A 25,621-nucleotide genomic window follows, 5' to 3' on the forward strand; every position below is an offset into this window, starting at 1 on the left:
TTAAATAAAAAAACGTACTTATAAAGATATACAATTAAATTTATGGCAATTATTGTAGATTTTTATATTAATTTATGATAAAATATTGTGATAATTAGAATGGATATTTAAGAAAGATGAAATACTAATATTTAGAGAGTATTTCATTTTTATTTATATATAAGACTTTAAAGAAAGGAAGTGTAAATTGCAGCAATGAAATTAATACTAAAATATATGAAAAATTATAAATTAATACTTGCTTTAAATATTATATCAATATTTGGCTTTGCTTTAGTAGAACTTGGAATACCTACTATTATGGCTAAAGTAATCGATATTGGAATTATTAACAATGATATTCCTTATATTAAAAGAATGGGACTTATAATAGTAGTTATTTCCATAGTAGGAGTACTTGGAACTATACTTTTAGGCTATTGTTCATCTAAGATATCAACAGGAATTACTAGAGATATGAGAAATGATATTTTTAAAAAAGCACAAGAGTTTTCTCATACAGAATATGATAAGTTTGGTGTATCTTCAATGATAACAAGAACTACTAATGATGCTTTTGTATTATTACAATTTACAAATACATTATTAAGAACAGCTTTACTTACACCTGTTATGTTTACAGTTAGTTTAGTAATGATATTAAAAACTAGTCCATCACTTTCATTAGTACTAGCAGCAGTAATACCACTTATAATATTAGGTGTATTTGTAATAGCAAAAACTTCAGAACCTTTATCTGAAACCTTACAAAAGAGATTGGATAAACTAAACAGGATATCAAGAGAAAATCTAACTGGAATAAGAGTAATTAGGGCCTTTGGGAATGACAAGCATGAAGATGAAAGGTTTAATGCAACTAATGAACTTTATGCAGATGTATCAAAAAAGTTAAACAAGCTTATGGCAATTTCTCAGCCAATGTTTTTCTTTTTACTTAATATAGCTATTATAGTTATATTTTGGGTATCAAGTAAAATGATAAATGTAGGCACACTTCAAGTTGGTCAACTAGTTGCATTTATTGAATATCTTTTCCATGCAATGTTTTCAATAATGTTATTTTCTTTAGTATTTGTAATGTATCCAAGAGCTCAAGTCTCAGCAAATAGAATTATGGAAATTCTAAATGAAGAGCCAATAATAAAAAGCCCTGAAAATGGAATTAAAGAAACTGATGTTAAAGGATTAATAGAATTTGATAATGTATCCTTTACTTATCCAAATGGAGAAGAAGCAGTACTTAAGAATATTTCTTTTAAAGCAAAAAAAGGTGAAACTATTGCCTTTATTGGAAGTACTGGTAGTGGAAAAAGTACATTAATAAATTTAATACCAAGATTTTATGATGTTACAGAAGGTAGTATAAAAATAGATGGTATAGATATAAGAAATTATGATTTAGGAGCATTACGTAAGAAAATAGGATTTATTCCTCAAAAGACACTTTTATTTACAGGAAGTATAGCAAGTAATATAAGATTCGGTAAGAAAAATGCAGAAACTGGTGAAGTAGAATACTCTGCTAAAGTTGCTCAAGCTTATGATTTTATTTCACGTAAGCCAAAAAAGTTTGAGGAGCAAATAAGTGAAGGTGGCTCTAATGTATCTGGAGGACAAAAACAAAGATTATCTATTGCCAGAGCAATTGTTAGAAAACCAGAAATATATATATTTGATGATAGTTTTTCAGCTCTTGATTTTAAAACAGATGCTATTTTAAGAAAAAGACTTAAGTCTGAAACAAAGGATTCAATTGTATTAATAGTTGCACAAAGAATTGGTTCAATTATGGATGCAGATAAGATTATAGTTTTAAATGAAGGTGAAGTAGTTGGTATTGGAAAGCACAAGGAACTTCTAAAGAATTGTGAAATATATCATGAAATAGCTTTGTCACAACTTACAGAGGAGGAATTAGCATAATGAATAAATTTAGAATAGTTGTAAAAAAGATTTCTCCTTTTGTCAGTAAGTATAAGTGGTCTTTCTTTGGTGCTATATTATTTATAATTTCAGCAGCAGTTTTTACAGCAATTGCACCAAGAACAGAAGGCCTTATAATAACAAGATTAACAATAGATTTTGCTGATATTATAAAAGGTGTTACAGGTGCTTCTGTTAACTTTAATTATATTATAAAAGTTCTAATTGTATTATTTTTAGTATATTTAAGTAGTGCAGCTTCTACATTTATAGCAAGCTTTTTATTAACTAATGCTATTCAAAATACTATGAGAGATATTAGAAGGGCAGTTAAAAATAAAATAAGTAGGCTTCCTATAAGATATTTTGATTCACATAGCTATGGAGATGTATTAAGTAGGATTACCAATGATGTTGATACAATATCAAATGCATTACAACAAAGCTTTGTTCAAGTAGTAAATGCTATTTTATCAGTAGCTTTAGCACTTATAATGATGTATTCAATAAATGTAAAACTAGCACTTTTAGCCACTTTAATAATTCCTTTAAGTTTAATAATAACAAAAATAATAGTAAATAAATCACAAAATCTATTTAATAAGCAACAGGAAGCTTTAGGTAAGCTTAATGGGAGAGTACAAGAATTATATACAGGTTTTAATGAAATAAAGCTATATGGGAAGGAAAATGATGCTTTAAAGGATTTTATGGAAGCTAATGAAGACCTGCGTGCAATGGGATTTAAGGCTCAATTTATATCAAGTATAATGTCTCCTTTAGTAAGCCTTGTTAGTTATTTAGGAATAGCAGTTGTAGGTATTACAGGAGCTATTATTTCACTTTCAGGAGGAATTACTGTAGGTAATTTACAAGCGTTTATACGTTATATATGGCAAATAAATCAACCATTATCTCAAGTAACTCAATTATCATCTGCCATACAATCAGCTTTTGCATCAGCACATAGAGTTTTTGAATTCTTAGATGAAGAGGAAGATATAATTGATAAAGAAAATTCTATAAAGATTAATAATCCTAAAGGAAATGTAAGCTTTGAACATGTAAGGTTTGGATATAGTGATGATAAAATACTTATAGAAGATTTAAGTGCAGAAGTGAAAAGTGGTCAAATGGTAGCTATTGTTGGACCAACTGGAGCAGGAAAAACAACTTTAATTAATCTTCTAATGAGATTTTACGAGATTAAAGGTGGCTCTATAAAGATTGATGGCGTTGATATAAGAGATATGAAACGTGAAGATTTACGAGAAATCTTTGGAATGGTGCTTCAAGATACTTGGTTATTTAATGGAACTATTTATGATAATATTGAATATGGTAGATTTGGAGCAAGCAAAGAAGAAATAATTGAAGCTGCAAAAATTGCAAATGTACATCATTTTATAAAAACCTTACCTGATGGATATAATATGTTCTTAAATGAAGAAGCTTCTAACATATCTCAAGGTGAAAAACAACTTTTAACAATTGCTAGGGCTATTCTTAAAGATCCAGCAATATTAATTCTAGATGAAGCCACAAGTTCAGTAGATACTAGATTAGAATTATTACTTCAAAAAGCAATGAGAAATATAATGAAAGGTAGAACTAGTTTTGTTATTGCTCATAGACTTTCAACTATAAGAAGCGCAGATCTAATCTTAGTAATAAATGATGGGAATATTATAGAGCAAGGAACTCATGAAGAGCTAATGAAGCAAGGTGGTTTTTATGAAAATCTTTATAATAGCCAATTTGCTAATAAGGAAGAAGTAAATTAAATATTTTTAAAATAGTACCTCACTGATAAAAAGTTCATAGATTGTAATATAACGATGTCTTTAAGGTGGGGTATTTTTTTGTCTAAGAAAAAACATAGAAAAAAAAAGGGAAGAGGGGCAACGGATCTTTTTGGGGGAAGAAGGATAGAAATAAGAATAGATTCAACTACAACAACAGATGAAGAAAGTGAACCTGTTATAGAAGAAGTAGAAGAGGGTGCTACCACTGAAACACCTACTAGAGAAGAATTATTTGAGGAACTAGGAATTATAAATTTAAGCATAGATTTAGTAACTATAATAGTCATTGCAACAATTTTAAATTTGTATTATGTGCATAGTTTAAAAGCACAAATATTAGATGAATTATTTAATACAAATTGTAAAGAAAATTTTATAGACACCACAGATTTTCCAATAATAACCAATACCATGTTTTTATTTACAACAGGAATGTTTTTAATTTTAAACTATACTATATTACAAGAAAATAAGTGTAAACATAAAAATGATTTTAATAATAAAGAAGTAGTGTCTAGCTATAAATCATTTTTAGCTACCTTATTTACTTTCCTTGCAGTAATAACAAGTAGGGATAATTTAGAACTTTAAAAAGAACCATAAATGATATGAATTTATGGTTCTTTTTATTAAAATTTCTTTAGTTGTTTTGTAATGTAGCCACCTTTATATTGAGTAGGTTCATATGAAACAATAAAAGCATTTTTTTCTATAGATTGAATTAAAGAAATAACTTCAGTTTCTCTACTTCTATGAGAAACTATTTCAAGTTTATATCTCTTTTCTTTATTTATTCCTTCTCCTTCATAGAGAGTAACACCAAATTTTAATTCTCTTAGCTTATTGACAAGCTCTTCATTATATTTTGTTAAATTCACATGAACTGATCTATATCCAATTGCCAGTTTCTCTTCAATTCTTCCACCTATATATATTCCTATTCCATAACCAAGGATATAGGAACCTATGTTTAAAAAGTTCTTTAAGTCAGAAAATACTATACCTAAGCTTACTATGTAAATAATTGCTTCTAAAAAAGCAAATAGTGATGCTTGAATTTTTTTACCTTTAACAACAAAGGTAGTTCTTAAGGTAAGAAGTGGAACATAAACTAACTGTAATAAAAATATGGTTAATGCATCTATCAAAAAAATCACTCCTTTTTTAGTTATTATAGATTAATTAGTTTAAATTTTCATATAAGGAAAACTTAATTATATAAAGCAATAAACAGAATATAGGGGAATAATATACATAATATATAATTTTGGACAATTTATATCCATAATTTCATTTGATTAACATAAAAAAGCATAGCAATATTAAGTTGCTACACTTTTTTATCTTAAATATCTCTTTGAATTATGAGTTTATCCAATCAACAACTCCAGGAGTCAATGATGCTACATCATCCTTAGCGACCTTAGTTACAAAAAGTAAATCACCAGCTTCTAAGAAAGCTTGTATCTTTTCAGCAATTTCCTTTGCAGAAGAGGTAGTTTTAACTAAATAACTATCAGGCATAAAGTTAGCCCATGCTCCAAGAGATTTTATAGTTGCAATAATATCATAATCATCACGATGATGATGATGATCATGATTGTGATCGTGATCATGTCCTTCGCATCCACAAGTATGACTATCTTCATTTAAATAAAAAGTTATAGCATATGTTTCCATAAATACCTCCTAAAAATATATTTTTAATAATTATAATATATTTTTAAAATAAAAGATATTAATTATTACTAAAAAGAATAAATATTCAGTAAATATATGCAAAAAAATAGATAAAAATAATATTTAGGTATAATATAGAAGCTAAGGCATAAGGAGGATAATATGAATAAATTAGAAGAAATATTAAAATACAATAAAAACTTTGTAGAAGATAAAGATTATGAAATATACAGAACATCAAAAGAACCAGATAAAAAAATCCTTATATTATCTTGTATGGATACTAGATTAACAGATTTATTGCCAAAAGCTTTAAATATTAAAAATGGAGATGTTAAAATAGTTAAGAATGCAGGTGCATCAATAATGCATCCTTTTGGAAGCGTTATTAGAAGTATTGTGGTAGCGGTATATGAGTTTAATGTTGATGAAATATTAGTCATTGGCCATCATGGATGTGGAATGTGTAATTTAGATACAAAGGATTTAATTAATAGGATTATAGATATAGGAATACCTATTGATACTATTGAAACCCTTGAAAATGGAGGAATAGATATTAATAAATGGCTTCATGGATTTGATTCAGTAGAGAAGTCCATTGAAGATAGCGTTAATTTAATAAAAAAACATCCTTTAATTCCTAAAGATATATTTGTACATGGTCTAGTTATTGATCCAGAGACAGGAAAATTAGATTTAGTTGTTAATGGATATAAATAAATTGCAAAGCAATTTATTTATATTCATTAGCTTAAATATTTGTTTATAAAGTTTTCTATTGTTGACCAATACAAATCAGGGTCTACTTTTGATGCCTTAGCATGCCCTGCTCCATGTATTGTTAATTTTTCTTTTTCACAATTAGCTGCATTATAGAGTTCATCCATCATTCTATAAGGAACAAAATCATCTTTATCTCCATGTATGAATAGTATAGGAGTCTTGGATTTCCTAACTTGTTTTAAAGCTGAAGCTTGTTTTAGACCATATCCAGCCTTAAATCTTGCTACTAAGGAAGAAGCATTCATTACAGGAAAATTAGGCAATGAAAATATAGTCTTAAGTTGATGAGAAAACTGTTCCCAAACAGATGTATAAGCACAATCAGAAATTATAGCTTTTACGTTATTAGGAAGTATTTCACCAGAAGTCATAGATACTGTTGCGGCTCCCATGGAAATACCATGAAGTATTATCTTAGAATTTTCATTTTCTTCAATAATTAAATTTATCCATTTTAAAATATCAAGTCTATCATACCAACCCATCCCAATATAATTTCCTTCACTATTACCATGACCTCTTAAATCAGGAATTAGTATGTTGTAGCCCATATCATAAAACCTTTTAGAATAACTACTCATCTCAATACCATTACCAGTATAGCCATGAACTGTAATTACCCATTTATCAGTTGAATTTTCATTTAATATCTTATATCCATGAAGCTTTAATTTATCAAAAGATTCAATATAAACATCAGAGTAATTTGAGTTATTAAACAACCATTTTATTGTTTCATTAACTACCTCTCCACTATTTGAATTTGACTCTTCTGGAGTACCGAAAATCGCTTCCTTTGAACTTTTAGGATTTAACGCTAAATTATAAAAATAATTACCTACTATGCTTAATGCACCAACAGATAGAATACCTAAAACACCTGTAGATACTAATGCAACTTTTTTCTTATTCATGTAACATCACCCCAAATTAGAATAATATCTTATATTAATAATAAACTTAGAAAGTTATTATTAGGATTATTTTAGCATTTTTAAATAAATATAACAATATTATAAAATAAATTTCAAATTTGTTGACAATTTTAAAATTAAAGAATAATATGTAAGTGTAATAGAAAATAAATATTCGGTAGGTGAGGTTACCACAAGGATACGGGTTGCTGCCGCAAAATAGTGGAGACACTATGAGAAGGTCAGCAGTCGATGTCGAAACCAAGGCATAGACTAATGCAATTTCATCGCCTTGTGATACTGAAGCTTGAACGATAATAAAGTAAATTAATTTACTTTATGTTTTGCGCAAACTTTTTTATTTATATTATTTTTATATAATATATTTATAAGTTTACTCACCTTACCATATATCTGTGGTAAGGTTTTTTTATTTTTAACATCCATTTTATTAAATTTGATTTTAGGAGGTGAAGAGGAATGGATGAAGCCAGTAGTAAGATTATAGATCCTTTAGGGCAAATTATAAGATTATTTATAAGGGAGGATTTTATTCCTCTCACAAGTTAAAATTAAATATTTATTATAATACTTCTTTCGGATCTATGTCTTACATTTTAATTTATTAAAAATAATAGGAGGTAAGACTATGAAAAAGAGATTATTTAGAAAAATAATTACAGAGGAAGTAAGAAAGAATGAAATAGCTAATAACTTGATAGTAGCTTCAAAATTAAAAGAAAAAGATCTTTTAAAGAAGTATAATACAAGTTATCAAGGCTATGAAGAGAGTAAAGTAGAGATAATGAGGGAAGAGTATGGGAAAAATGAAATTACTCATCAAAAAGGAGATTCTATAATAAAGAGATTAGTGGAAGCCTTTATAAATCCCTTCACAATAATTTTATTAATATTAGCAATAATATCTTTTGTAACAGATATAATAATGGCTGAGCCAGGTAAAAAGGATGGAACTTCTGTTATTATAGTTACTTCAATGGTTTTAGTTAGTGGAATTTTACGCTTTGTGCAAGAAACAAAATCTAATAAAGCTGCTGAAAGGCTAGGGGAAATGGTGAAAACTACAATTAGTGTAGCTAGAAGAATGGAAGGCGTTAAAGAAATTCCAATAAATGAGATAGTAGTCGGAGATATAATTCATCTTGCAGCAGGAGATATGATACCAGCTGATGTTAGAATATTAAAGTCTAAGGATTTATTTATTAGCCAAGCTTCTCTTACAGGTGAAAGTGAGCCTGTTGAAAAGGTATCAGATTCATTGTTAACTGATTGTAAGAATCCACTAGAGTTAAAAAATCTAGCATTTATGGGAAGTAATGTTGTTAGTGGTTCAGCTATAGCAATAGCAATTAATGTTGGTAATGACACAATATTTGGTTCCATAGCAAAGGATTTATCTGGTAAAAAAGGTGATACAAGTTTTGAAAAAGGAGTAAATTCAGTATCTTGGGTATTAATTAGACTTATGCTAGTCATGGTTCCAATAGTTCTATTTATGAATGGATTTACTAAGGGAGACTGGATGGAAGCATTTTTATTTGCAGTATCAGTAGCAGTAGGACTAACTCCAGAAATGTTACCAATGATAGTATCTGCAAACCTTGCTAAAGGGGCAGTTTCTATGTCTAAGAAAAAAGTAATAGTTAAAGATTTAAGTGCAATACAAAATCTTGGAGCTATGGATGTCCTTTGTACAGATAAAACAGGAACTATTACTCAAGATAAAGTAGTTTTAGAATATTCATTAAATGTTCAGGGAAAAGAAGATAATAGAGTTTTACGTCATGCTTTTCTTAATAGTTATCATCAAACTGGACTTAAAAATTTGATGGATATTGCAATAATTAATCATGCTAATGAAAGTAATATGATAGAACTTTGGAGAGACTATAAGAAAGTAGATGAAATTCCTTTTGATTTTAGTCGTCGTCGTATGAGCGTTGTAGTTGAAGATAAAGATGGAAAGACTCAACTTATTACAAAAGGTGCAATTGAAGAAATGCTAGAAGTATCTACTCATGTAGAATACTATGGAGAAATAACACCCATTACAGAAAAAGTTAGAAAAGAAATTTTAAGTAGGGTTTCAGACTATAATGGACAAGGAATGAGGATTTTAGGAATATCACAAAAGAATAATCCACCAAGAGTTAATGAACTTTCCATTAGTGATGAAAAAGATATGGTGCTAATTGGATTTTTAGCATTTCTAGATCCACCAAAGGAAAGTACTGCTAGTGCAATTAATGCATTAAATGATTATGGTGTTAATGTTAAAATCTTAACTGGAGATAATGATAAGGTTACAGCTGCTGTTTGTAAACAAGTTGGAATTAAAGTAAATAATTTATTATTAGGATCAGATATAGAAGAAATGGATTATGAATTATTAAGAGAAGCTGTTGAGGAAACTAATGTATTTGCTAAGCTTTCACCTAATCAAAAAACTAAAGTTGTTGAAGCTCTTAAAGATAATGGACATACTGTAGGCTTTATGGGAGATGGAATAAATGATGCAGCAGCAATGAATGAAGCAGATGTTGGAATATCTGTAGATACTGCTGTTGATATTGCAAAAGAATCAGCAAATATAATACTACTAGAAAAAGATTTAATGGTATTAGAAGAGGGTGTAATTGAAGGAAGAAAAATTTATGGAAATATAATTAAATATATTAAGATGACAGCCAGTTCAAATTTTGGAAATATATTGTCTGTATTAATAGCAAGCATATTCCTACCATTTATACCAATGCTACCAATTCAGCTATTAATGCTAAATTTAATTTATGATATTTCATGTATTACAATACCATGGGATAATGTTGATGAAGAATATTTAATAGTACCTCGCAAATGGGATGCAAGTTCTATTAGTAAATTTATGTTTTGGATGGGACCTACTAGTTCATTATTTGATATTGTAACATTTGTATTAATGTATTTCTTTATTTGTCCATTTGTATTTGGAGGACAATATCATAGCTTAAATGAATTACAACAACTTGGATTTATAGGACTATTCCATGCAGGTTGGTTTGTTGAATCATTATGGTCTCAAACTCTTGTAATTCATATGATTAGAACTAAAGAAATTCCATTTATTAATAGTAGGGCATCATGGCAATTAACTTCATTAACTACATTAGGCATAATAGTAGGAACAGCTATACCTTATACCACCTTTGGGAAAACATTAGAAATGGTAGCAATGCCTTTAATTTATTTTATATGCTTAAGTATAATTATAGTTTTATATATGGTTTTAATAGCAGTTTTAAAGAAGAAATTTATCAATAGATATGGTGAATTATTATAAATCTTAAAAAAATCCTAACCAATTAAGTTAGGATTTTTTTAGTTATAAATTAGTTACTATTGAATAGTATCTATATATATGTAACAATACTTTTAAAATAAACTTTCATAAGTGTAAGATAAAAGGGGTGTTTGATAAATGATATGTAAGTATAAATGTATAATTTTTGATTTAGACGGAACAGTATTAAATACTGAAAGAATGAATTTTGTGCCTTTACAAAGATTGGTAAAGGAGGAGCTTGGTGTAACAATAGAATACAATAATTTATTAAAATATAAAGCCTATGCTGGAAAAAAAACTCTTGAAGAGTTAGGGTTTAAAGACATTGAAAAATCCTATAGCAAATGGGTTAAATACGTAAATGAATTTGAAGAAGGAGCAATTCTTTATGATGGATTTAATGAAGTATTTAAAGAATTAACAGATAATAATATTATATGTGGAATAGTAAGTTCAAAAACTAGAGAGCAATATGAAATAGATTTTGTAAGCAAAGGTTTAGATAAATATATAGAATGTGAAGTATTAGCAGATGATACTGAAAGACATAAGCCAAGCCCTGAGCCATTATTAAAATTTACTGAAAGAGTAGGAGTTGAACCAAGGGATTGTATGTATATAGGAGATACAATTTTTGATTTTAAAGCTACTAAGGCAGCAGGAATGGACTTTGGTATGGCTATGTGGGGAACAGATGATTTGGAAGGAATAAATGCTGACGTCTATTTTAAAGAACCTATAGATATATTAAAGACGCTAGAGATTGAAAAGTAATAGAAGTTTGAAGAAAAACAACACTAATTATATAATATAGTTATAAAATATAATAATTTAAATAAATGCTATGAGAATAAAAGGTTAGTATAAGGAGGAGTTTTAATTTGGAAAAGAGGTATAGAGAACTATCAAATGGATTACAAGTACCAATTATAGGCTTTGGAACATACAAATTAGGCGAAGATGAAGAAGTAATAAAATCTATAAAATATGCTTTGGAAGTTGGGTATAGGCATATAGATACTGCTACTTTTTATGGAAATGAAGAAGCTATAGGAAAAGCTCTTAAAGAAAGTAATGTACAAAGAGAGGATATTTTTTTAGCAACTAAGCTTTGGAATGATTGTCATGGATATGAAAATGCTATGAATGCTTTTAATAACTCTATAAAGAAGTTAGGAGTAGATTATTTAGATTTATATTATATTCATTGGCCAACTGAATTAAATCATGATACATGGAGAGCTTTAGAGGACCTTTATTATTCTGGAAAAGTGAAGGCTATAGGAGTTTGCAATTTTAAGATAGGACATTTAGAAGAATTAAAGAAAACCGCTAGAATAATGCCAATGATTAATCAAATTGAAATCCATCCAGGATTTACTCAAAAAGAAATGGTTAAGTATTGCCAAGGAAATAATATTCAAGTTGTAGCTTGGAGTCCAATAATGAGGGGAAAATTATTTGCTGAACCATTAATGATTGCGTTGTCTGAAAAATATAATAAGACTATTACACAAATAATTTTAAGATGGCATATACAAAATCATATTATTCCAATACCAAAGTCATCTAATAAGGATAGGATTAAAGAAAATATTGATATCTTTGATTTTGAAATAGAAAAAGAAGATATATTAAAAATAGATTCCTTAAATAGAGGTGAAAATGTATCAGGAGTACCAGATGATTCAAATTATCTAAAATACTAAATAATATAAGAAGTTGTTAAGAAGGTGGCTGTCGCACAATGTAAAATGAATAATTCTACATTTTACATTCTACATTTTTAATTTAGGAGCTGTTGCGACAGCTCTTTATTTGTATCATAATGTTATAATTTAGTAAAAAGTGTAAAGAGGTAATAAAATGAAAAAGATATTGTTAATTGAGGATGATATTGATCTATCTAATCAACTTTCTCTTTCTTTAAATAAATGGGGATTTAGTGTTGAGTTAATAGATGATTTTAATAATATAGTTAAAGAATCTATTGAAAAAGAACCAAGTTTAATAATAATGGATGTTAATTTACCATATTATGATGGCTTTTATTGGTGCGAAAAAATTAGGGAAATATCTAAGGTGCCAATAATATTTTTATCCTCTAGAGATTCAAATATGGATTTAATTATGGGAATAAATAATGGTGGAGATGATTATATTACAAAGCCCTTTTCTATAGAAGTTTTAATAACTAAGATAAATGCACTACTAAGAAGAAGTTATGATTATGTTTTTTCAGATTCTGTTCTTTATTATAAAGATACTATTTTAGATATGGAGAAATGTACATTTAAATATGAAAATAACATTATTGAATTAACAAAGAATGAAATGAAGATATTATCAATACTTATAAAAAACAAAGGGAAAGTAGTATCAAGAGATAAGATTATGATGAGTTTATGGAATGATGATGAATTTGTAAGTGATAATACATTAACAGTAAATATAACTAGATTAAGGGGAAGACTTAAGGAAGAACTAGGTTTAGATGAATTTATAAAAACTAAAAAGGGAATAGGGTATATGGTTTAATGAATTTAAGAAGATTTATAAAAGAAAAAAATTTTAATATTATATTTTTAATATCTTTGATTTTAATTATAAATATATATTTAATTTCAATTAACTCATTTAAGAATAAATTAGGAGATTTAGTTTATTTAGATTTTATTGTTATAATAATTTGTTTTATATGGATATATATCAGTTTTACAAAATGGAAAAGTAAGTATAATGACATATATTACTCTATAGTAAAGAAAGAAGATATTTCATTTCAATATATTAAGGGAAATTCATTAGAAGAAGAAATAATGTTAAAGATTATAGAATATAAAGACAAGAAATGTGACATACAAAATAAAGAATATGAAGAAAAATTAAGAGATATGGAAGAATACATTTCTAAATGGGTTCATGAAATCAAATTACCAATAACAGCATTAAATATAATTTCAGAGGGTATAGATGATTATGCTTTAGAAAGTAGCGTGAAAAATGAAACTGAAAAAATTAACTTTTTAGTTAATTCAATTATCTATGGAAGTAGAGCTACAGTAGCTTCAGAGGATATATTTATTAAAGAAGAGAATTTAGAAGATATAGTAAAGAGGTCCATAAAAAACAATTCATTTTTCTTAATAAAGAGTAGAATGGAAGTAGTTACAAGAAATTTAAATTATAATATTTACAGCGATGGGAAATGGATTATTTATGTCATAGATCAATTAATTAATAATGCTATTAAATATTCAAAAGAAAATGGTAAGATAGAATTTTATGCAGAAGATAATAAAGATTATATAAAGCTATGTATTAAGGATAATGGCATAGGAATAGCAAAAGAAGATATAGATAGGATTTTTAATAAAGGTTTTACAGGAAGTAATGGTAGAAATAAAGTATATAAATCTACTGGAATGGGGCTTTATTTCACTAAGAAGGTTTTGAATAAATTGGAACATGAAATTACTGTGGAATCGATTAAGGGGGAATACACCTTGTTTAATATTTATTTTTATAAAATATCAGATTATTTAAATGTTACTAAAATGTAACATTAGAATAAAAAAGGTAAGGTTAAGTGAAGGAATCCAAATTAAAAGACTATTAAAATATAATTAAGGTTAAAGTTAATTTGGGAGGAATGAATTATGAAGGAAATTTTAAAATTAAAGGATGTATCTAAGGAATATGGACTTAGGGGATTTAGAACAAGGGTTTTAAATAACATAAATCTTTCTGTAAATGAAGGCGATTTTATTTCTATAATGGGACCATCAGGAGCAGGAAAAACTACATTGCTTAATTTAATTTCAACTTTAGACAAACCAACAAAGGGTGAAATAATCTTTGATGGAAAGGATATAACAAAGATTAAAAATAAAGAATTATCCAATTTAAGAAGAGATAAAATAGGATTTATATTTCAAGATTACAACTTATTAGATAATATGAATTTAATGGACAATATAGCATTACCATTAGCTTTAGGTAAAAAGAGAACAAAAGCTATAGAAGATAAGGTTATGGAGATTTCAGAAATATTTGGACTAAAGGAGCATTTAAAGAAATATCCCTATGAACTATCTGGAGGACAAAAGCAAAGAGGGGCAGCAGCTAGAGCTTTAATAACTGATCCAAAAGTAATCTTTGCAGATGAACCTACTGGAGCCTTAGATTCAAGATCATCATCAGATTTATTGGAATCATTAAGTAGAGCAAATAAAGAAGAAAAGGCTACTATTGTTATGGTTACTCATGATGCTATTACTGCAAGTTATTCTAATAAAGTTTATATATTAAGTGATGGAGAAATAAAGTGTCAATTAAATAAAGGAGAAAGTAGAAAAGAGTTTTATGGTAAGATAATCGATATGTTAGCATCTTTAGGAGGTGCTAAATAATGAGCATATTTAGTATAGCTTATAATAATTTTAAAAATAATATAAAGATATATACTATGTTTTTTATATCAATGATTTTTTCAGTAGTTGTTCTAAGTAATTTCCGAATTATGCTAGATGGAGATGCAATGAAGGTCCTTGGTGAAATGAATGAAAGATATAGTAAGCTTATTTTACAACTTATAACTATTATTTTAGTTATATTTATGTTTTTCTTTATTTGGTATGCATCTAATATCTTCTTAAAAAATAGAAAAAAAGAAATTGGTATTTATGCATTTATGGGGCTTGATTCCGTTGTAATAGGAAAGATATATTTTATTGAAATGATGTTAATTGGAATAAGTGCATTAATAATTGGAATAACTATTGGAGTTGTTTTATCAAAGTTTTTCCAAATAATAGTCTTTAAAATTGCAGATTTTAATATAGATGTAACCTTTACTGTAAAGCTAAACTCAATAATTTATACTATAGTAATTTTTATGGCTATATTTCTATTTATGAGTATAAAAGGTTTCATAAGTATAGTTAGAAGTAAAATTGTAGATCTTTTAAATGCAAGTAAAAAACAAGAAAAGATGCCTAAGGTTAGTTTTCTAATATATATAATTGCTATAATTTCATTGATTTTAATAGGATGTGGATATTATTTAATAAGTAAACAAGCTTTAAATGCTCTTAAAACTTTAATATTAGTCTGCATAGGTACATATGGACTATTTGGAGCTGTTTTTCCAATTGTATTTAATTTCTTAATTAATAAAAAATCTATATTATATAATGGAGAAAATATTATTACTATAAATAATTTAGCTTATAGATTTAGAAAAAACTATACGGTTTATGCAACTATAGCCATATTAACAGCAACAACAACTACAGTTCTAGGAACAGCATTTTCAATGAAGACAAGATATGAAAATATTCAAAGAAATATTGAGGTATATTCCTTAGCAATTTCATCTACAGATGATTTTAGTACAGAAGAAATAGAAGAGGACTTAAAAAATGTAGGAAAAGAAAAATATTCTTTAAAAACTAAAGTTTTAAAGGTTAATAATACATTAAAAGAAGTAGAAGGTAACCCAAAAGAGGATTATATAGTAATACCATATGAAAACTTATCTAATATATTAAAAGCTAATGGTGATGAAAAAGAATTAGATAAGTTTAATGAGGAAATGGTAAAGGATAATAATGTTATATACATTGAAAGACCAGGTACTATTATAAGCTTTTTAACTAATAAAAAAGATATTAAATTAAATGATATTAAGTTTAATATAAGTAAAAGTACTAGAACTAGAGTTTTTGGTGAAGCATTAAATTATGCAACAATAGTTGTAAATAATGATGAATATGAAAGACTTAAAGAAACAGGAACCGAAATAAAGTTTTATGGAATTAAAATAGAAAATGAAGAAGATATAATTAATGTAATAGATAAAGTAGGAGAAAATATTAATTTAGAAACTACAAAGGGATACTATGGACAATATGAATTAAAAAAAGTAGAATGGGTAAAGTTTATTTATGCAATTGGAGGATTCTTATTCTTAGTAATGGCATTAGCAGAAGCTAGTATTATTTATATAAAAGTTTATAGTGATGCAAATGAAGATAAGCAAAAATATAAAACACTTTTAAAAATAGGAGCATCTAAAAAGGATATAAGTAAATCAATAAGAAGAGAAGTAGAATTATTTTATTTTATTCCATTAGCAGTTGGCTCTGTTCATAGTTATTTTGCCATTAGTGCTTTAGGTGATTTTTTAAGTGAAAATCTAAATAATGTATATTTATTAAGTATAATAATTTGTACAGTTATATTTATAGTTAACTGCATTATATCAATTATTGGATTTAAAAAGATAATAGGGATACAGAAAAATTAATAATATTAAATTCACCATTGTTTTAGGCAATGGTGAATTTTTTTGCTTTTAAAAAGCATATTATATATGAATAAAAATATTTTATATAACTGATAATAGATTTATATATAGAAAGGAGAGCGTAATATGGATAATTCAATGTTTTGTTATCAATGTGAGCAAACTGTAGGGGGAAAGGGTTGTACTAAGCTGGGTGTCTGTGGAAAAACGCCAGAAGTAGCAAATCTTCAAGACTTATTAATTTATCAGTTAAAGGGGATATCATGCTATGCTAAACCATTAATTGATAAGGGGGAACTTATAGATAAAACAATAGTTGAATTTGTAGAAAATGGACTTTTTACAACATTAACAAATGTTAACTTTGATGTAGAAATACATATACAAATGCTTAAAGATTCTCAAAAAATAAAAGAGTTATTACGTAAAAAGGCACCAAAGGGAGATTACCCTGAGCCTGCCACATATAATTTAAGTGATACTAAGCAGAAAATGTTAAAAGATGCAGTTAAAGCAGGAATAATGTACAATCAAGAATTAGATGCAGATGTAAGATCATTAAGATCAACTATTCTTTATGGATTAAAAGGAATATCTGCTTATGGACATCAAGCAAGATTTATAGATTTTCATAGCGATCAAGTTGATCAATTTTATTTTAGAGCATTAGAAATTATAACAAATGATAATGTTGAAGTAGAAGAATTAATACGTTGGGTTATGAGAACAGGAGAAATAGCTATAGAAGTTATGAGAGTATTAGATGATGCTAATACAAGTAGATATAAGAATCCTACACCTCATAAAGTAAATGTTAGGACTAAGAAAGGACCATTTATAATTGTTTCTGGTCATGATTTAAGAGATTTAGAAATGCTATTAGAGCAAACTGAAGGCAAAGGAATAAATATATATACTCATGGAGAAATGTTACCATCTCATGGATATGATGGACTTAAAAAATATAAGCATTTAGTTGGAAATTTCGGATCTGCATGGCAAAATCAGCAAAAGGAATTTGATAATATACCAGGATGCATACTTATGACAACTAATTGTCTAATGAAACCAAGGGAAAGCTATAAAGATAGAATTTATAGTACTGGAGTAGTTGGTTGGGATGGAATAGTACACATAGGAAGAGATGAAAATGGATATAAGGATTTTTCTGAAATAATTAATAAGGCTTTAGAATTAGGTGGATTTGAAGAGGATGAAGAAGAACATGAAATATTAGTTGGTTTTGCGCATAAATCCACATTAAGTTATGCAGATAAGATAGTAGATTCAGTTAAAGAAGGTAAACTAAGACACTTCTTTGTAATTGGAGGATGTGATGGAGCAAGACCAGGAAGAAATTATTATACAGAATTTGCTGAACAAGTTCCAGAGGACTGTATAATTTTAACTCTTGCCTGTGGAAAATATAGATTTAACAAATTAGAATTTGGAGAAGTAAATGGATTACCTAGACTTCTAGATGTAGGTCAATGTAATGATGTTTATTCTGCTGTAAAGATTGCTACATCTTTAGCAGATGCTTTTGGTACAGATGTAAATGCATTACCATTATCAATAATTTTATCATGGTATGAACAAAAAGCAGTTGCAGATTTATTAGCATTATTATCACTTGGAATAAAAGGAATGTTCCTAGGTCCATCATTACCAGCTTTTATATCACCAAATGTTTTGCAATATCTAATAGACACATTTGATCTTAGAGCTATTAGTAATCCAGAAGATGATTTAAAAACATGTCTTCAACAATTAGTATAATATAAAGTTAAATATTTCAACATGAAATGATATAACAATTTTAAATTTTACAATAAAGTGCTATCTAGGATAGTACTTTATTTTTTTCTTGAAAAATAGAAATAAATTATAAAATTTGATTATAATCACATTTTTAAAAAAATAATAGGCATATAATTTACTCATAAATAAGATATACGAAGTTGGAGGGATTGGTATGCAAGATATGATAAATAGAGATTTAAGTTTAGGAGAAATTGTTATTATTTATCCACCAATTGTTGAAAGATTTAATGAGATGGGGTTAGATTATTGTTGTGGAGGAAATAGAAATTTAGAAGTTGCATTAATAGAAAAAGATATTGATGTAGATAAATTTATTAAAGATATAAATAAGGAGCTTGAAGAGTTTGCATTTGATAATTCATCATATATAAATTGGAATGAAAGCAGTTCAGAGGAATTAATTAATCACATAGTAAATACTCATCATGCTAAAACTTTTGAATTATTAAAGGATATAGATCCATTACTAGTTAAGGTATTTAAAGTTCATTATAATCATTTACCAGAAGTTTTAACTAAAGTTCACAAGCTTTTTGGAGTGCTAAAATGTGAGTTAGAAGAACATTTAATAAAAGAAGAAAAAATATTATTTCCAAAGATAATTGAATTTGAAAATACTAATAACATAGAAAAGAAGGATAGGTTAAAATTAGAAATTGAAAGTTTTATAGCAGAACATGAAGCAGTAGGAGATATACTTAAAGAATTAGCAAAAATTACAGATGATTATAATGCTCCAGAATGGGCATGTACAAGCTTTAAATTAGTATATATGAAGATGCATGAACTTGAAAAAGACTTATTTGTTCATATTCATAAAGAGAATAATATTTTATTTAAGAGATATAAATAGAAAATTTATAAAAATATAGAGGTGATTGATTTGGAAAAGAAAAGATTTATTTTAGATAATGGTGTAAATAGAGCAGTCAATGAAGATAAGATAAAGGAATTAACAGTACTTTTAAGGAATTTAAATGAAAAAGGGTTAACAGATGACTTAAAGGAAAAGGGATTAAAGCTTGTTAAATCAATAAGTCCATTGGAACTCTCTATGGCAGAACAAAGCTTAGTAGAAGAAGGAATGAACCCAAGTGAATTAAGACATTTATGTGAAATTCATATGATGATTTTAAAAGGTGAACTTGAAAAATTACAAAGTAATATATCTAAAGGACATGTTTTATATACGTTAATAGAAGAACATGAATTAATATTAAAATTTTTAAAGGAATTAGAAGAAGTGACAAATCTAATACTAGATATGGAAAGCTATGATAAGGACAGAAAAGAATTTACAATAGTAACTGAATTAATTATAAGTATATTAGATGCTGAGCCACATCATAAAAGGGAGGAAGATGTTTTATTTCCAGAACTTGAAACAAGGGGGATAACAGGACCTACTAGAATAATGAGACTTGAACATGAAGATTTAAGAAAGAAGAAAAGAGCACTAAAGGAATTAAGTGAGTCTGTTGAAAATTTAGAGTTTAATGATTATAAAGATGAGTTGAAAAAACTTTCAAATTCTATTTGTTTTGAATTAAAAGACCATATATTTAAGGAAAACTATATATTATATCCTACAGCATTAGAAAGTATAGAAAGCAATGCTAAGTGGGTTAATATGAAAAAAGAATGTGACAATATAGGTTATTGTACATTTACACCTGAGGATTGTAAGTAATAAATATAAACTTAAAAAGAATGCCTCCTTCTAAATTATATAATTTAATTATAAATGTGAGTTTTATAGTATAATTAAATTAATTTATATGATTTAGGTTAGGAGGTATTTTATTTTGAATTGTGATTGTTGTTGTGAAAAATGTGCAAGTAGATTATATGCACGAGAAGTACCTATATTTGAATCACTTTCTGAAGAGGAATTAGATAGAATAATATCTATAAGAAAGCATATGTTTTTAAAAAAAGGAGAAAGTTTATTTTTAGAAGGCGATAAAGTTTCTAAACTTTTTATAATAAGTGAAGGAATGATAAAAATAAGTAAAACTACTGTAACTGGAAAGGAGCAGATTATAAATATATTGACAGTTGGAGATTTTCTTGGAGAAAGTAATATACTAGGAGATATACATGAAACTAATGTATCTGCAACAGCAGTTAAAAATACTGAATTATGTACTATTTCAAGAGAAGATTTAAAAGAAATATTATATTCTAATCCTGAAATAGCATTAAAACTTTTGTCTGAATTAAATAAGAGACTATCAGAGGTAGAAAACTTAAGTAAGAATTTATCAAATAACAATCCTGAATCAAGAATATGTTATATGTTAATTGAGTTTTCAGAGAAATATGGAAAGATTATAAATGATAGTATAGAAATTGAGCTACCTTTAAATAGAGAAGGTATGGCAAATTACTGTGGTTTAGCAAGGGAAACGTTAAGTAGAAAACTAAGTTATTTAGAAGATAAAAATATAATAGATATTATAGGAACAAAGAAAATAAGGATAGGAAGTTTAGAATTATTAGAGAAAGAAATTTATTAATATATATAATGCATAAATTTTAATAACAATTTTTATAACTATATATAATAGATATTAATAGAATAAAATGGTAAAATTAAATAAGAATAATTGTAACTTCATAATTTAGGAGGGTAAATAGGGTGAATAATTTATGCATAAGGTCAATAGAGGATTCTATTAGAAATAGATATTCTGTTAGAAGCTATAGTGGGGAACAGCTATCAGAAGAAATAATTGAAAATATAGAGGAATATGTTAATACATTGGATAACCCTTTTGGTGTAAAGGTTAGAGTAAGATTAGTAAAAAAAGAAAAATATGATGGAGTAGTTAGATTAGGCACCTATGGAGTAATTAGTGGCGCAAACTATTATTTAGTTGGGGTATGTGAAAAAGATGACTTTGCTTTAGAGGCATTAGGATATACCTTTGAGAAAGCTATTTTATATTGTACTTCTTTAGGAATTGATTCGGTATGGTTAGGAGCTAGTTTTAGTAAAAGTGCTTTTGAAAAAACAATCAATTTAAAAGAAAATGAAATATTGCCAGTAATATCTCCAATTGGTTATAAAGGAGGAAAAAGATCATTTATTTCATCTTTTATAAAAGATCATAGAAATAATAGATTAGATTTTTCAGAACTATTTTTTGAAAAAGACTTCCATAAAAACCTTATTCAAAAAGATGACATAACTAGTATTGCTTTAGAAATGGTAAGATTATCACCATCATCTTTAAATAGTCAACCTTGGAGAATAGTAGCAAATGAAGAGGATTTTCATATATATAACACAGGAAAAACCAAGATGAATAGAATAGATATAGGAATAGCTCTTTGTCATCTGGATTTATTCTTACAGGAAAAGGGCATTGATGGAGAATTTAAATTAGAAAATCCTAACCTAAATACTAAGTATAAGTATGTAATTAGTTGGATAAAAAAAGCTTAAGTTATATATAATATAAATGTTTATAAAGTATATGGAATTATTATAGTTAATATTAAGAAGCATATATTATCTTATATCCACTTATAGAGAAGTAAGGATAAAAGATAATATATGTTTTTTTAATTTAATGTGAAGAATATACAAATAAAAGAATTAATTTGCAAATTCTATTATTTATTATTGATATTATAATACTTGTAAAGGGTTTGATTAGTCCAATAGCTATAGGATTAATAAATAATAATAATTGAAGTAATTAATATAAGGGTGGGATAAAAATGGTAAACGAAAATTTATCAAAAGTTTTAAATGAAAGATTTAAAAAGACAATAAAAGAAGCAAGCAATGAAGAAATTTATTTAGCATTATTGGAGTTAACAAAGAACTCAATTAAAAAACAAGGAATCAACAAAGGTGAAAAGAAATTATATTATATTTCTGCAGAATTTTTAATTGGAAAGCTTTTATCTAATAACTTAATTAATTTAGGGTTATATGAGGAAGTTAAAAAGGTTTTACATGAGAATGGTAAAGAACTTACTGAAATTGAAGAAGTTGAATTAGAACCTTCTTTAGGGAATGGTGGACTTGGAAGACTTGCAGCTTGTTTCTTAGATTCAATTGCCACATTAGGTCTTAATGGAGATGGGATAGGATTAAACTATCATTTTGGTTTATTTAAGCAAGTATTTGAAAATAATAAACAAAAAGCTGTTAAAAATCCATGGATAACTAGTGAAGGTTGGTTAAATAAGACAGATATAAAATTTGAAGTTCCATTTGGTGGATTTAATGTTACATCAACTCTATATGATATAGATGTTACTGGATATAACAAGCCATGCAATAAACTTCATTTATTTGATATAGATACTATAGATGAATCATTAGTAGGAGAAGGTATTGATTTTAATAAGGAAGAAATAAAGAAAAATTTAACTTTATTCTTATATCCAGATGATAGTGATAAGGCTGGAAACCTACTTAGAATTTATCAACAATACTTTATGGTAAGTAATGCAGCACAACTTATATTAAAAGAATTTGAAGAAAATGGATATGACATCCATAAGTTACATGAACATGTTGTAATACAAATAAATGATACACATCCATCAATGATAATTCCTGAATTAATTAGACTTTTAGGTCATAAGGGAATAGCAATGGGAGAAGCAATAGAAATAGTTTCTAGGACTTGTGCATATACAAACCATACTATTTTAGCTGAAGCATTAGAAAAATGGCCAATGGAATATTTAGATAGAGTTGCACCTCAATTAATGCCAATAATAAGAGAATTAGATAATAAAATAAAAGCTAAGTATTCTGATGAAAGAGTACAAATAATAGATAAAGATAATAGAGTTCATATGGCTCATATGGATATCCATTATGGATTTAGCGTAAATGGAGTTGCTGCTCTTCATACTGACATTTTAGAATATGAAGAACTTAAACCATTTTATGATATATATCCTGAAAAGTTTAATAATAAAACAAATGGTATAACATTTAGAAGATGGCTAATTCACTGTAATAATGAACTTTCAGAGTACATTAGTAGCTTAATTGGTGATGAATTTAAAACTGATGCAAAAAAATTAGAAGACTTATTAAAATATGTAGATAATAATGAAGTACTAAAAAGGTTAGAAGAAATTAAAAAGGATAATAAATTAGAATTAAAGAAATATTTAAAGGATACACAAAATATAGAGATTGATGAAAATTCTATATTTGATATTCAAATAAAGAGACTTCATGAATATAAGAGACAACAAATGAATGTACTTTATATTATTCATAAATATCTAGAAATTAAGAAGGGAAATCTTCCAGAAAGACCAATTACAATGATATTTGGAGCAAAAGCAGCACCAGCATATGTAATTGCTCAAGATATAATTCATACAATATTATGTTTACAAGAAATCATAAATAATGATCCAGAAGTAAATAAGTATTTAAAGGTCGTTATGGTAGAAAACTATAATGTAACAAAGGCAGAAAAATTAATACCAGCTTGTGATGTTTCAGAACAAATTTCATTAGCTTCAAAGGAAGCTTCAGGAACTGGTAATATGAAGTTTATGCTTAATGGTGCATTAACTTTAGGAACTGAAGATGGAGCAAATGTTGAAATCCATGAATTAGTTGGTGATGACAATATTTATATTTTTGGGGAATCAAGTCAAGAAGTTATTGAACATTATAAAAATGCAGATTATGTTTCAAAGAAATACTATGAAAAACCAGCAATTAAGGAATTAGTTGATTTTATAGTTAGCGATGAAATGTTAGCTGTTGGAGATAAAGAAAATCTAACTAGACTCAAAAATGAATTAATTAATAAAGATTGGTTTATGACTCTATTAGATTTAGAAGAATATATTAAGACTAAGGAAAAGGTATTTAAGGATTACGAAGATAGAACTACTTGGAATAAGAAGGTACTAATTAATATTAGTAAAGCTGGATTCTTCTCATCAGATAGAACTATTGAAGAGTATAATAGGGACATATGGAAGTTAAGATAGTAGGTAATAGGTAAGAGGAAAGAGTTAGGAATTAAAGAATGAAATAATGAAATAAGAGAAAAGGGAAGTGATTTGGACTGAATCACTTCCTTTTTATTTATGATATAGATAATTAAACAGAATCATAAGTGAGAGTATACTTGAAAAATATGGTATAATTAAAGAAGAGTGAAAGATAAATAGGAAGTGGGAGAGAGTTGAATGGATAAAAAATTGTTTATACAAGCAATCACAAAATTTGTTTTTGGCTTTACAATAATAGCATTATTATTATTCATTCCAGCAGGTACATTAAATTATTGGAATGCTTGGTTGTTTATAGATATTCTTTTTGTACCTATGTTTATTGTAGGAATTATTTTGATGATTAAGAATCCTGATTTATTACGTAAAAGGCTAAATGCAAAAGAGAAGGAATCAGAACAGAAAGCGGTACTTCTGCTTGGAGGGATAACGTTTATCTGTGGTTTTGTAGTTTCTGGATTAAACTATAGGTTTCAATGGATTATATTACCTAAAGGGCTTGTTGTTGTTGCAACAATTATATTTTTATTGGCTTATGTGTTATATGCAGAAGTTTTGCGAGAAAATATGTATTTATCAAGAACTGTAGAAATACAAGAAGATCAAAAGGTAATAGATACAGGGTTGTATGGAATTGTAAGGCATCCAATGTATTCATCAACAATTTTACTATTTTTGTCTATGCCATTAGTACTTGGTTCCATATTTGCATTTTTAATTTTTCTTATATATCCATTTATTATGGCGAAAAGAATTAGAAATGAGGAGCAAGTGTTAGAAGAAAGATTGGCAGGATATTCGGAATATAAAAACAAGGTAAAATATAAAGTGATTCCATTCATTTGGTAAAGGTAAATTCAAATTTATAGAGCGGATAAATATTTTTTATATTCACAATAGGTTTTTTTCTTTAGTATAGAATTGACTAAATGTTATATGAGGTTGACTTGGAAGTTATGAGGCAGCAAATAATTTATATAATTCCTCATTTTCATAATTCCGAATAAAATGAGGAATTATT

At 27.0% G+C, this 25,621-nt stretch carries 21 protein-coding genes and 1 riboswitch; of the genes, 18 read left to right on the plus strand and 3 right to left on the minus strand.

From position 1 onward, the window contains the following. The first annotated feature begins 195 nt into the window (after positions 1-195). From ACFYH6_RS06295 to ACFYH6_RS06305, 3 genes are all read left to right on the plus strand, one after another. Positions 196-1,923 (plus strand): ABC transporter ATP-binding protein, encoded by a 1,728-nt coding sequence (locus ACFYH6_RS06295; RefSeq protein ID WP_416180143.1) that lies wholly within the window; start codon positions 196-198, stop codon positions 1,921-1,923. Then, positions 1,923-3,707 carry an ABC transporter ATP-binding protein gene (locus tag ACFYH6_RS06300; RefSeq protein ID WP_416180144.1) on the plus strand — a complete coding sequence of 595 codons (1,785 nt, stop codon included), beginning with the start codon at positions 1,923-1,925 and terminating at the stop codon, positions 3,705-3,707. The genes ACFYH6_RS06295 and ACFYH6_RS06300 overlap by 1 nt, the downstream gene beginning before the upstream one ends. A gap of 78 nt (positions 3,708-3,785) precedes the next feature. After that, complete coding sequence (locus ACFYH6_RS06305) at positions 3,786-4,319, plus strand: hypothetical protein (protein WP_416180145.1); 534 nt, start codon at positions 3,786-3,788, stop codon at positions 4,317-4,319. A 38-nt stretch (positions 4,320-4,357) separates the two neighbouring features. On the opposite strand, the gene ACFYH6_RS06310 is transcribed toward ACFYH6_RS06305, so the two are convergent. Both ACFYH6_RS06310 and ACFYH6_RS06315 read right to left on the minus strand, forming a co-directional pair. Next, on the minus strand, positions 4,358-4,885 hold the full coding sequence (locus ACFYH6_RS06310; RefSeq protein ID WP_416180146.1) for a DUF5698 domain-containing protein: 528 nt from the start codon (positions 4,883-4,885) through the stop codon (positions 4,358-4,360). A 205-nt stretch (positions 4,886-5,090) separates the two neighbouring features. Continuing rightward, the gene (locus ACFYH6_RS06315; protein ID WP_416180147.1) at positions 5,091-5,408 is read right to left on the minus strand and encodes a hypothetical protein; all 318 of its coding nucleotides are present in this window, start codon (positions 5,406-5,408) and stop codon (positions 5,091-5,093) included. Positions 5,409-5,570: 162 nt separating this feature from the next. On the opposite strand from ACFYH6_RS06315, the gene ACFYH6_RS06320 reads away from it, so the two are divergent. Continuing rightward, positions 5,571-6,131, plus strand: a complete 561-nt coding sequence (locus ACFYH6_RS06320; protein ID WP_416180148.1) for a beta-class carbonic anhydrase — start codon at positions 5,571-5,573, stop codon at positions 6,129-6,131. A gap of 26 nt (positions 6,132-6,157) precedes the next feature. On the opposite strand, the gene ACFYH6_RS06325 is transcribed toward ACFYH6_RS06320, so the two are convergent. Then, positions 6,158-7,108, minus strand: a complete 951-nt coding sequence (locus tag ACFYH6_RS06325) for an alpha/beta hydrolase (protein ID WP_316345600.1) — start codon at positions 7,106-7,108, stop codon at positions 6,158-6,160. Between the two features lie 167 nt (positions 7,109-7,275). Next, a riboswitch (M-box (ykoK) riboswitch) is annotated at positions 7,276-7,433 on the plus strand. 324 nt (positions 7,434-7,757) lie between these two features. Between ACFYH6_RS06325 and mgtA the strand changes: the two genes are divergently transcribed. The 14 genes from mgtA to ACFYH6_RS06395 all read left to right on the plus strand — a co-directional run bounded on the left by mgtA (position 7,758) and on the right by ACFYH6_RS06395 (position 25,449). Then, positions 7,758-10,448, plus strand: a complete 2,691-nt coding sequence (mgtA, locus tag ACFYH6_RS06330) for a magnesium-translocating P-type ATPase (protein WP_416180149.1) — start codon at positions 7,758-7,760, stop codon at positions 10,446-10,448. A 138-nt stretch (positions 10,449-10,586) separates the two neighbouring features. Next, on the plus strand, positions 10,587-11,225 hold the full coding sequence (locus tag ACFYH6_RS06335; RefSeq protein WP_416180150.1) for an HAD family hydrolase: 639 nt from the start codon (positions 10,587-10,589) through the stop codon (positions 11,223-11,225). A 107-nt stretch (positions 11,226-11,332) separates the two neighbouring features. Continuing rightward, positions 11,333-12,160 (plus strand): aldo/keto reductase, encoded by an 828-nt coding sequence (locus tag ACFYH6_RS06340; protein ID WP_416180151.1) that lies wholly within the window; start codon positions 11,333-11,335, stop codon positions 12,158-12,160. A gap of 157 nt (positions 12,161-12,317) precedes the next feature. Then, positions 12,318-12,989, plus strand: a complete 672-nt coding sequence (locus ACFYH6_RS06345; protein ID WP_416180152.1) for a response regulator transcription factor — start codon at positions 12,318-12,320, stop codon at positions 12,987-12,989. Then, positions 12,989-14,014 (plus strand): ATP-binding protein, encoded by a 1,026-nt coding sequence (locus ACFYH6_RS06350; RefSeq protein ID WP_416180153.1) that lies wholly within the window; start codon positions 12,989-12,991, stop codon positions 14,012-14,014. Before ACFYH6_RS06345 ends, ACFYH6_RS06350 begins: the two co-directional genes overlap by 1 nt. Before the next feature lie 96 nt (positions 14,015-14,110). Further along, on the plus strand, positions 14,111-14,863 hold the full coding sequence (locus ACFYH6_RS06355) for an ABC transporter ATP-binding protein (RefSeq protein WP_416180154.1): 753 nt from the start codon (positions 14,111-14,113) through the stop codon (positions 14,861-14,863). Beyond that, complete coding sequence (locus tag ACFYH6_RS06360) at positions 14,863-16,761, plus strand: FtsX-like permease family protein (protein ID WP_416180155.1); 1,899 nt, start codon at positions 14,863-14,865, stop codon at positions 16,759-16,761. The genes ACFYH6_RS06355 and ACFYH6_RS06360 overlap by 1 nt, the downstream gene beginning before the upstream one ends. A 126-nt stretch (positions 16,762-16,887) precedes the next feature. Next, the gene (gene hcp, locus ACFYH6_RS06365) at positions 16,888-18,540 is read left to right on the plus strand and encodes a hydroxylamine reductase (RefSeq protein WP_316344418.1); all 1,653 of its coding nucleotides are present in this window, start codon (positions 16,888-16,890) and stop codon (positions 18,538-18,540) included. A gap of 196 nt (positions 18,541-18,736) precedes the next feature. Next, positions 18,737-19,438, plus strand: a complete 702-nt coding sequence (gene ric / locus ACFYH6_RS06370; RefSeq protein ID WP_416180156.1) for an iron-sulfur cluster repair di-iron protein — start codon at positions 18,737-18,739, stop codon at positions 19,436-19,438. Positions 19,439-19,468: 30 nt separating this feature from the next. Continuing rightward, a complete protein-coding gene (locus ACFYH6_RS06375; RefSeq protein ID WP_316344421.1) occupies positions 19,469-20,275 on the plus strand; it encodes a DUF438 domain-containing protein in 807 nt (268 codons plus the stop codon). 115 nt (positions 20,276-20,390) lie between these two features. Continuing rightward, positions 20,391-21,104, plus strand: coding sequence for a Crp/Fnr family transcriptional regulator (locus ACFYH6_RS06380; RefSeq protein WP_416180157.1), 714 nt, complete (start codon positions 20,391-20,393; stop codon positions 21,102-21,104). Positions 21,105-21,226: 122 nt separating this feature from the next. Further along, positions 21,227-22,036, plus strand: coding sequence for a nitroreductase family protein (locus ACFYH6_RS06385; RefSeq protein ID WP_416180158.1), 810 nt, complete (start codon positions 21,227-21,229; stop codon positions 22,034-22,036). A gap of 278 nt (positions 22,037-22,314) precedes the next feature. Further along, complete coding sequence (locus ACFYH6_RS06390) at positions 22,315-24,576, plus strand: glycogen/starch/alpha-glucan phosphorylase (protein ID WP_416180159.1); 2,262 nt, start codon at positions 22,315-22,317, stop codon at positions 24,574-24,576. Between the two features lie 201 nt (positions 24,577-24,777). Next, complete coding sequence (locus ACFYH6_RS06395) at positions 24,778-25,449, plus strand: methyltransferase family protein (RefSeq protein ID WP_416180160.1); 672 nt, start codon at positions 24,778-24,780, stop codon at positions 25,447-25,449. Positions 25,450-25,621: the final 172 nt, after the last annotated feature.

Origin of the sequence: Clostridium sp. HCS.1, assembly GCF_047900555.1 — a bacterium.
Lineage (GTDB): Bacteria > Bacillota > Clostridia > Clostridiales > Clostridiaceae > Clostridium.

What these genes read in the sequence shown, in the direction of transcription:
- ACFYH6_RS06360 (WP_416180155.1), top strand. Translation starts at nt 14,863, where the DNA reads ATGAGCATATTTAGTATAGCTTATAATAATTTTAAAAATAATATAAAG.
- ACFYH6_RS06325 (WP_316345600.1), bottom strand. Translation starts at nt 7,108, where the DNA reads ATGAATAAGAAAAAAGTTGCATTAGTATCTACAGGTGTTTTAGGTATT.
- ACFYH6_RS06295 (WP_416180143.1), top strand. Translation starts at nt 196, where the DNA reads ATGAAATTAATACTAAAATATATGAAAAATTATAAATTAATACTTGCT.
- hcp (WP_316344418.1), top strand. Translation starts at nt 16,888, where the DNA reads ATGGATAATTCAATGTTTTGTTATCAATGTGAGCAAACTGTAGGGGGA.
- ACFYH6_RS06320 (WP_416180148.1), top strand. Translation starts at nt 5,571, where the DNA reads ATGAATAAATTAGAAGAAATATTAAAATACAATAAAAACTTTGTAGAA.
- mgtA (WP_416180149.1), top strand. Translation starts at nt 7,758, where the DNA reads ATGAAAAAGAGATTATTTAGAAAAATAATTACAGAGGAAGTAAGAAAG.
- ACFYH6_RS06390 (WP_416180159.1), top strand. Translation starts at nt 22,315, where the DNA reads ATGGTAAACGAAAATTTATCAAAAGTTTTAAATGAAAGATTTAAAAAG.
- ACFYH6_RS06395 (WP_416180160.1), top strand. Translation starts at nt 24,778, where the DNA reads ATGGATAAAAAATTGTTTATACAAGCAATCACAAAATTTGTTTTTGGC.
- ACFYH6_RS06350 (WP_416180153.1), top strand. Translation starts at nt 12,989, where the DNA reads ATGAATTTAAGAAGATTTATAAAAGAAAAAAATTTTAATATTATATTT.
- ACFYH6_RS06315 (WP_416180147.1), bottom strand. Translation starts at nt 5,408, where the DNA reads ATGGAAACATATGCTATAACTTTTTATTTAAATGAAGATAGTCATACT.
- ACFYH6_RS06300 (WP_416180144.1), top strand. Translation starts at nt 1,923, where the DNA reads ATGAATAAATTTAGAATAGTTGTAAAAAAGATTTCTCCTTTTGTCAGT.
- ACFYH6_RS06355 (WP_416180154.1), top strand. Translation starts at nt 14,111, where the DNA reads ATGAAGGAAATTTTAAAATTAAAGGATGTATCTAAGGAATATGGACTT.
- ACFYH6_RS06345 (WP_416180152.1), top strand. Translation starts at nt 12,318, where the DNA reads ATGAAAAAGATATTGTTAATTGAGGATGATATTGATCTATCTAATCAA.
- ACFYH6_RS06335 (WP_416180150.1), top strand. Translation starts at nt 10,587, where the DNA reads ATGATATGTAAGTATAAATGTATAATTTTTGATTTAGACGGAACAGTA.
- ric (WP_416180156.1), top strand. Translation starts at nt 18,737, where the DNA reads ATGCAAGATATGATAAATAGAGATTTAAGTTTAGGAGAAATTGTTATT.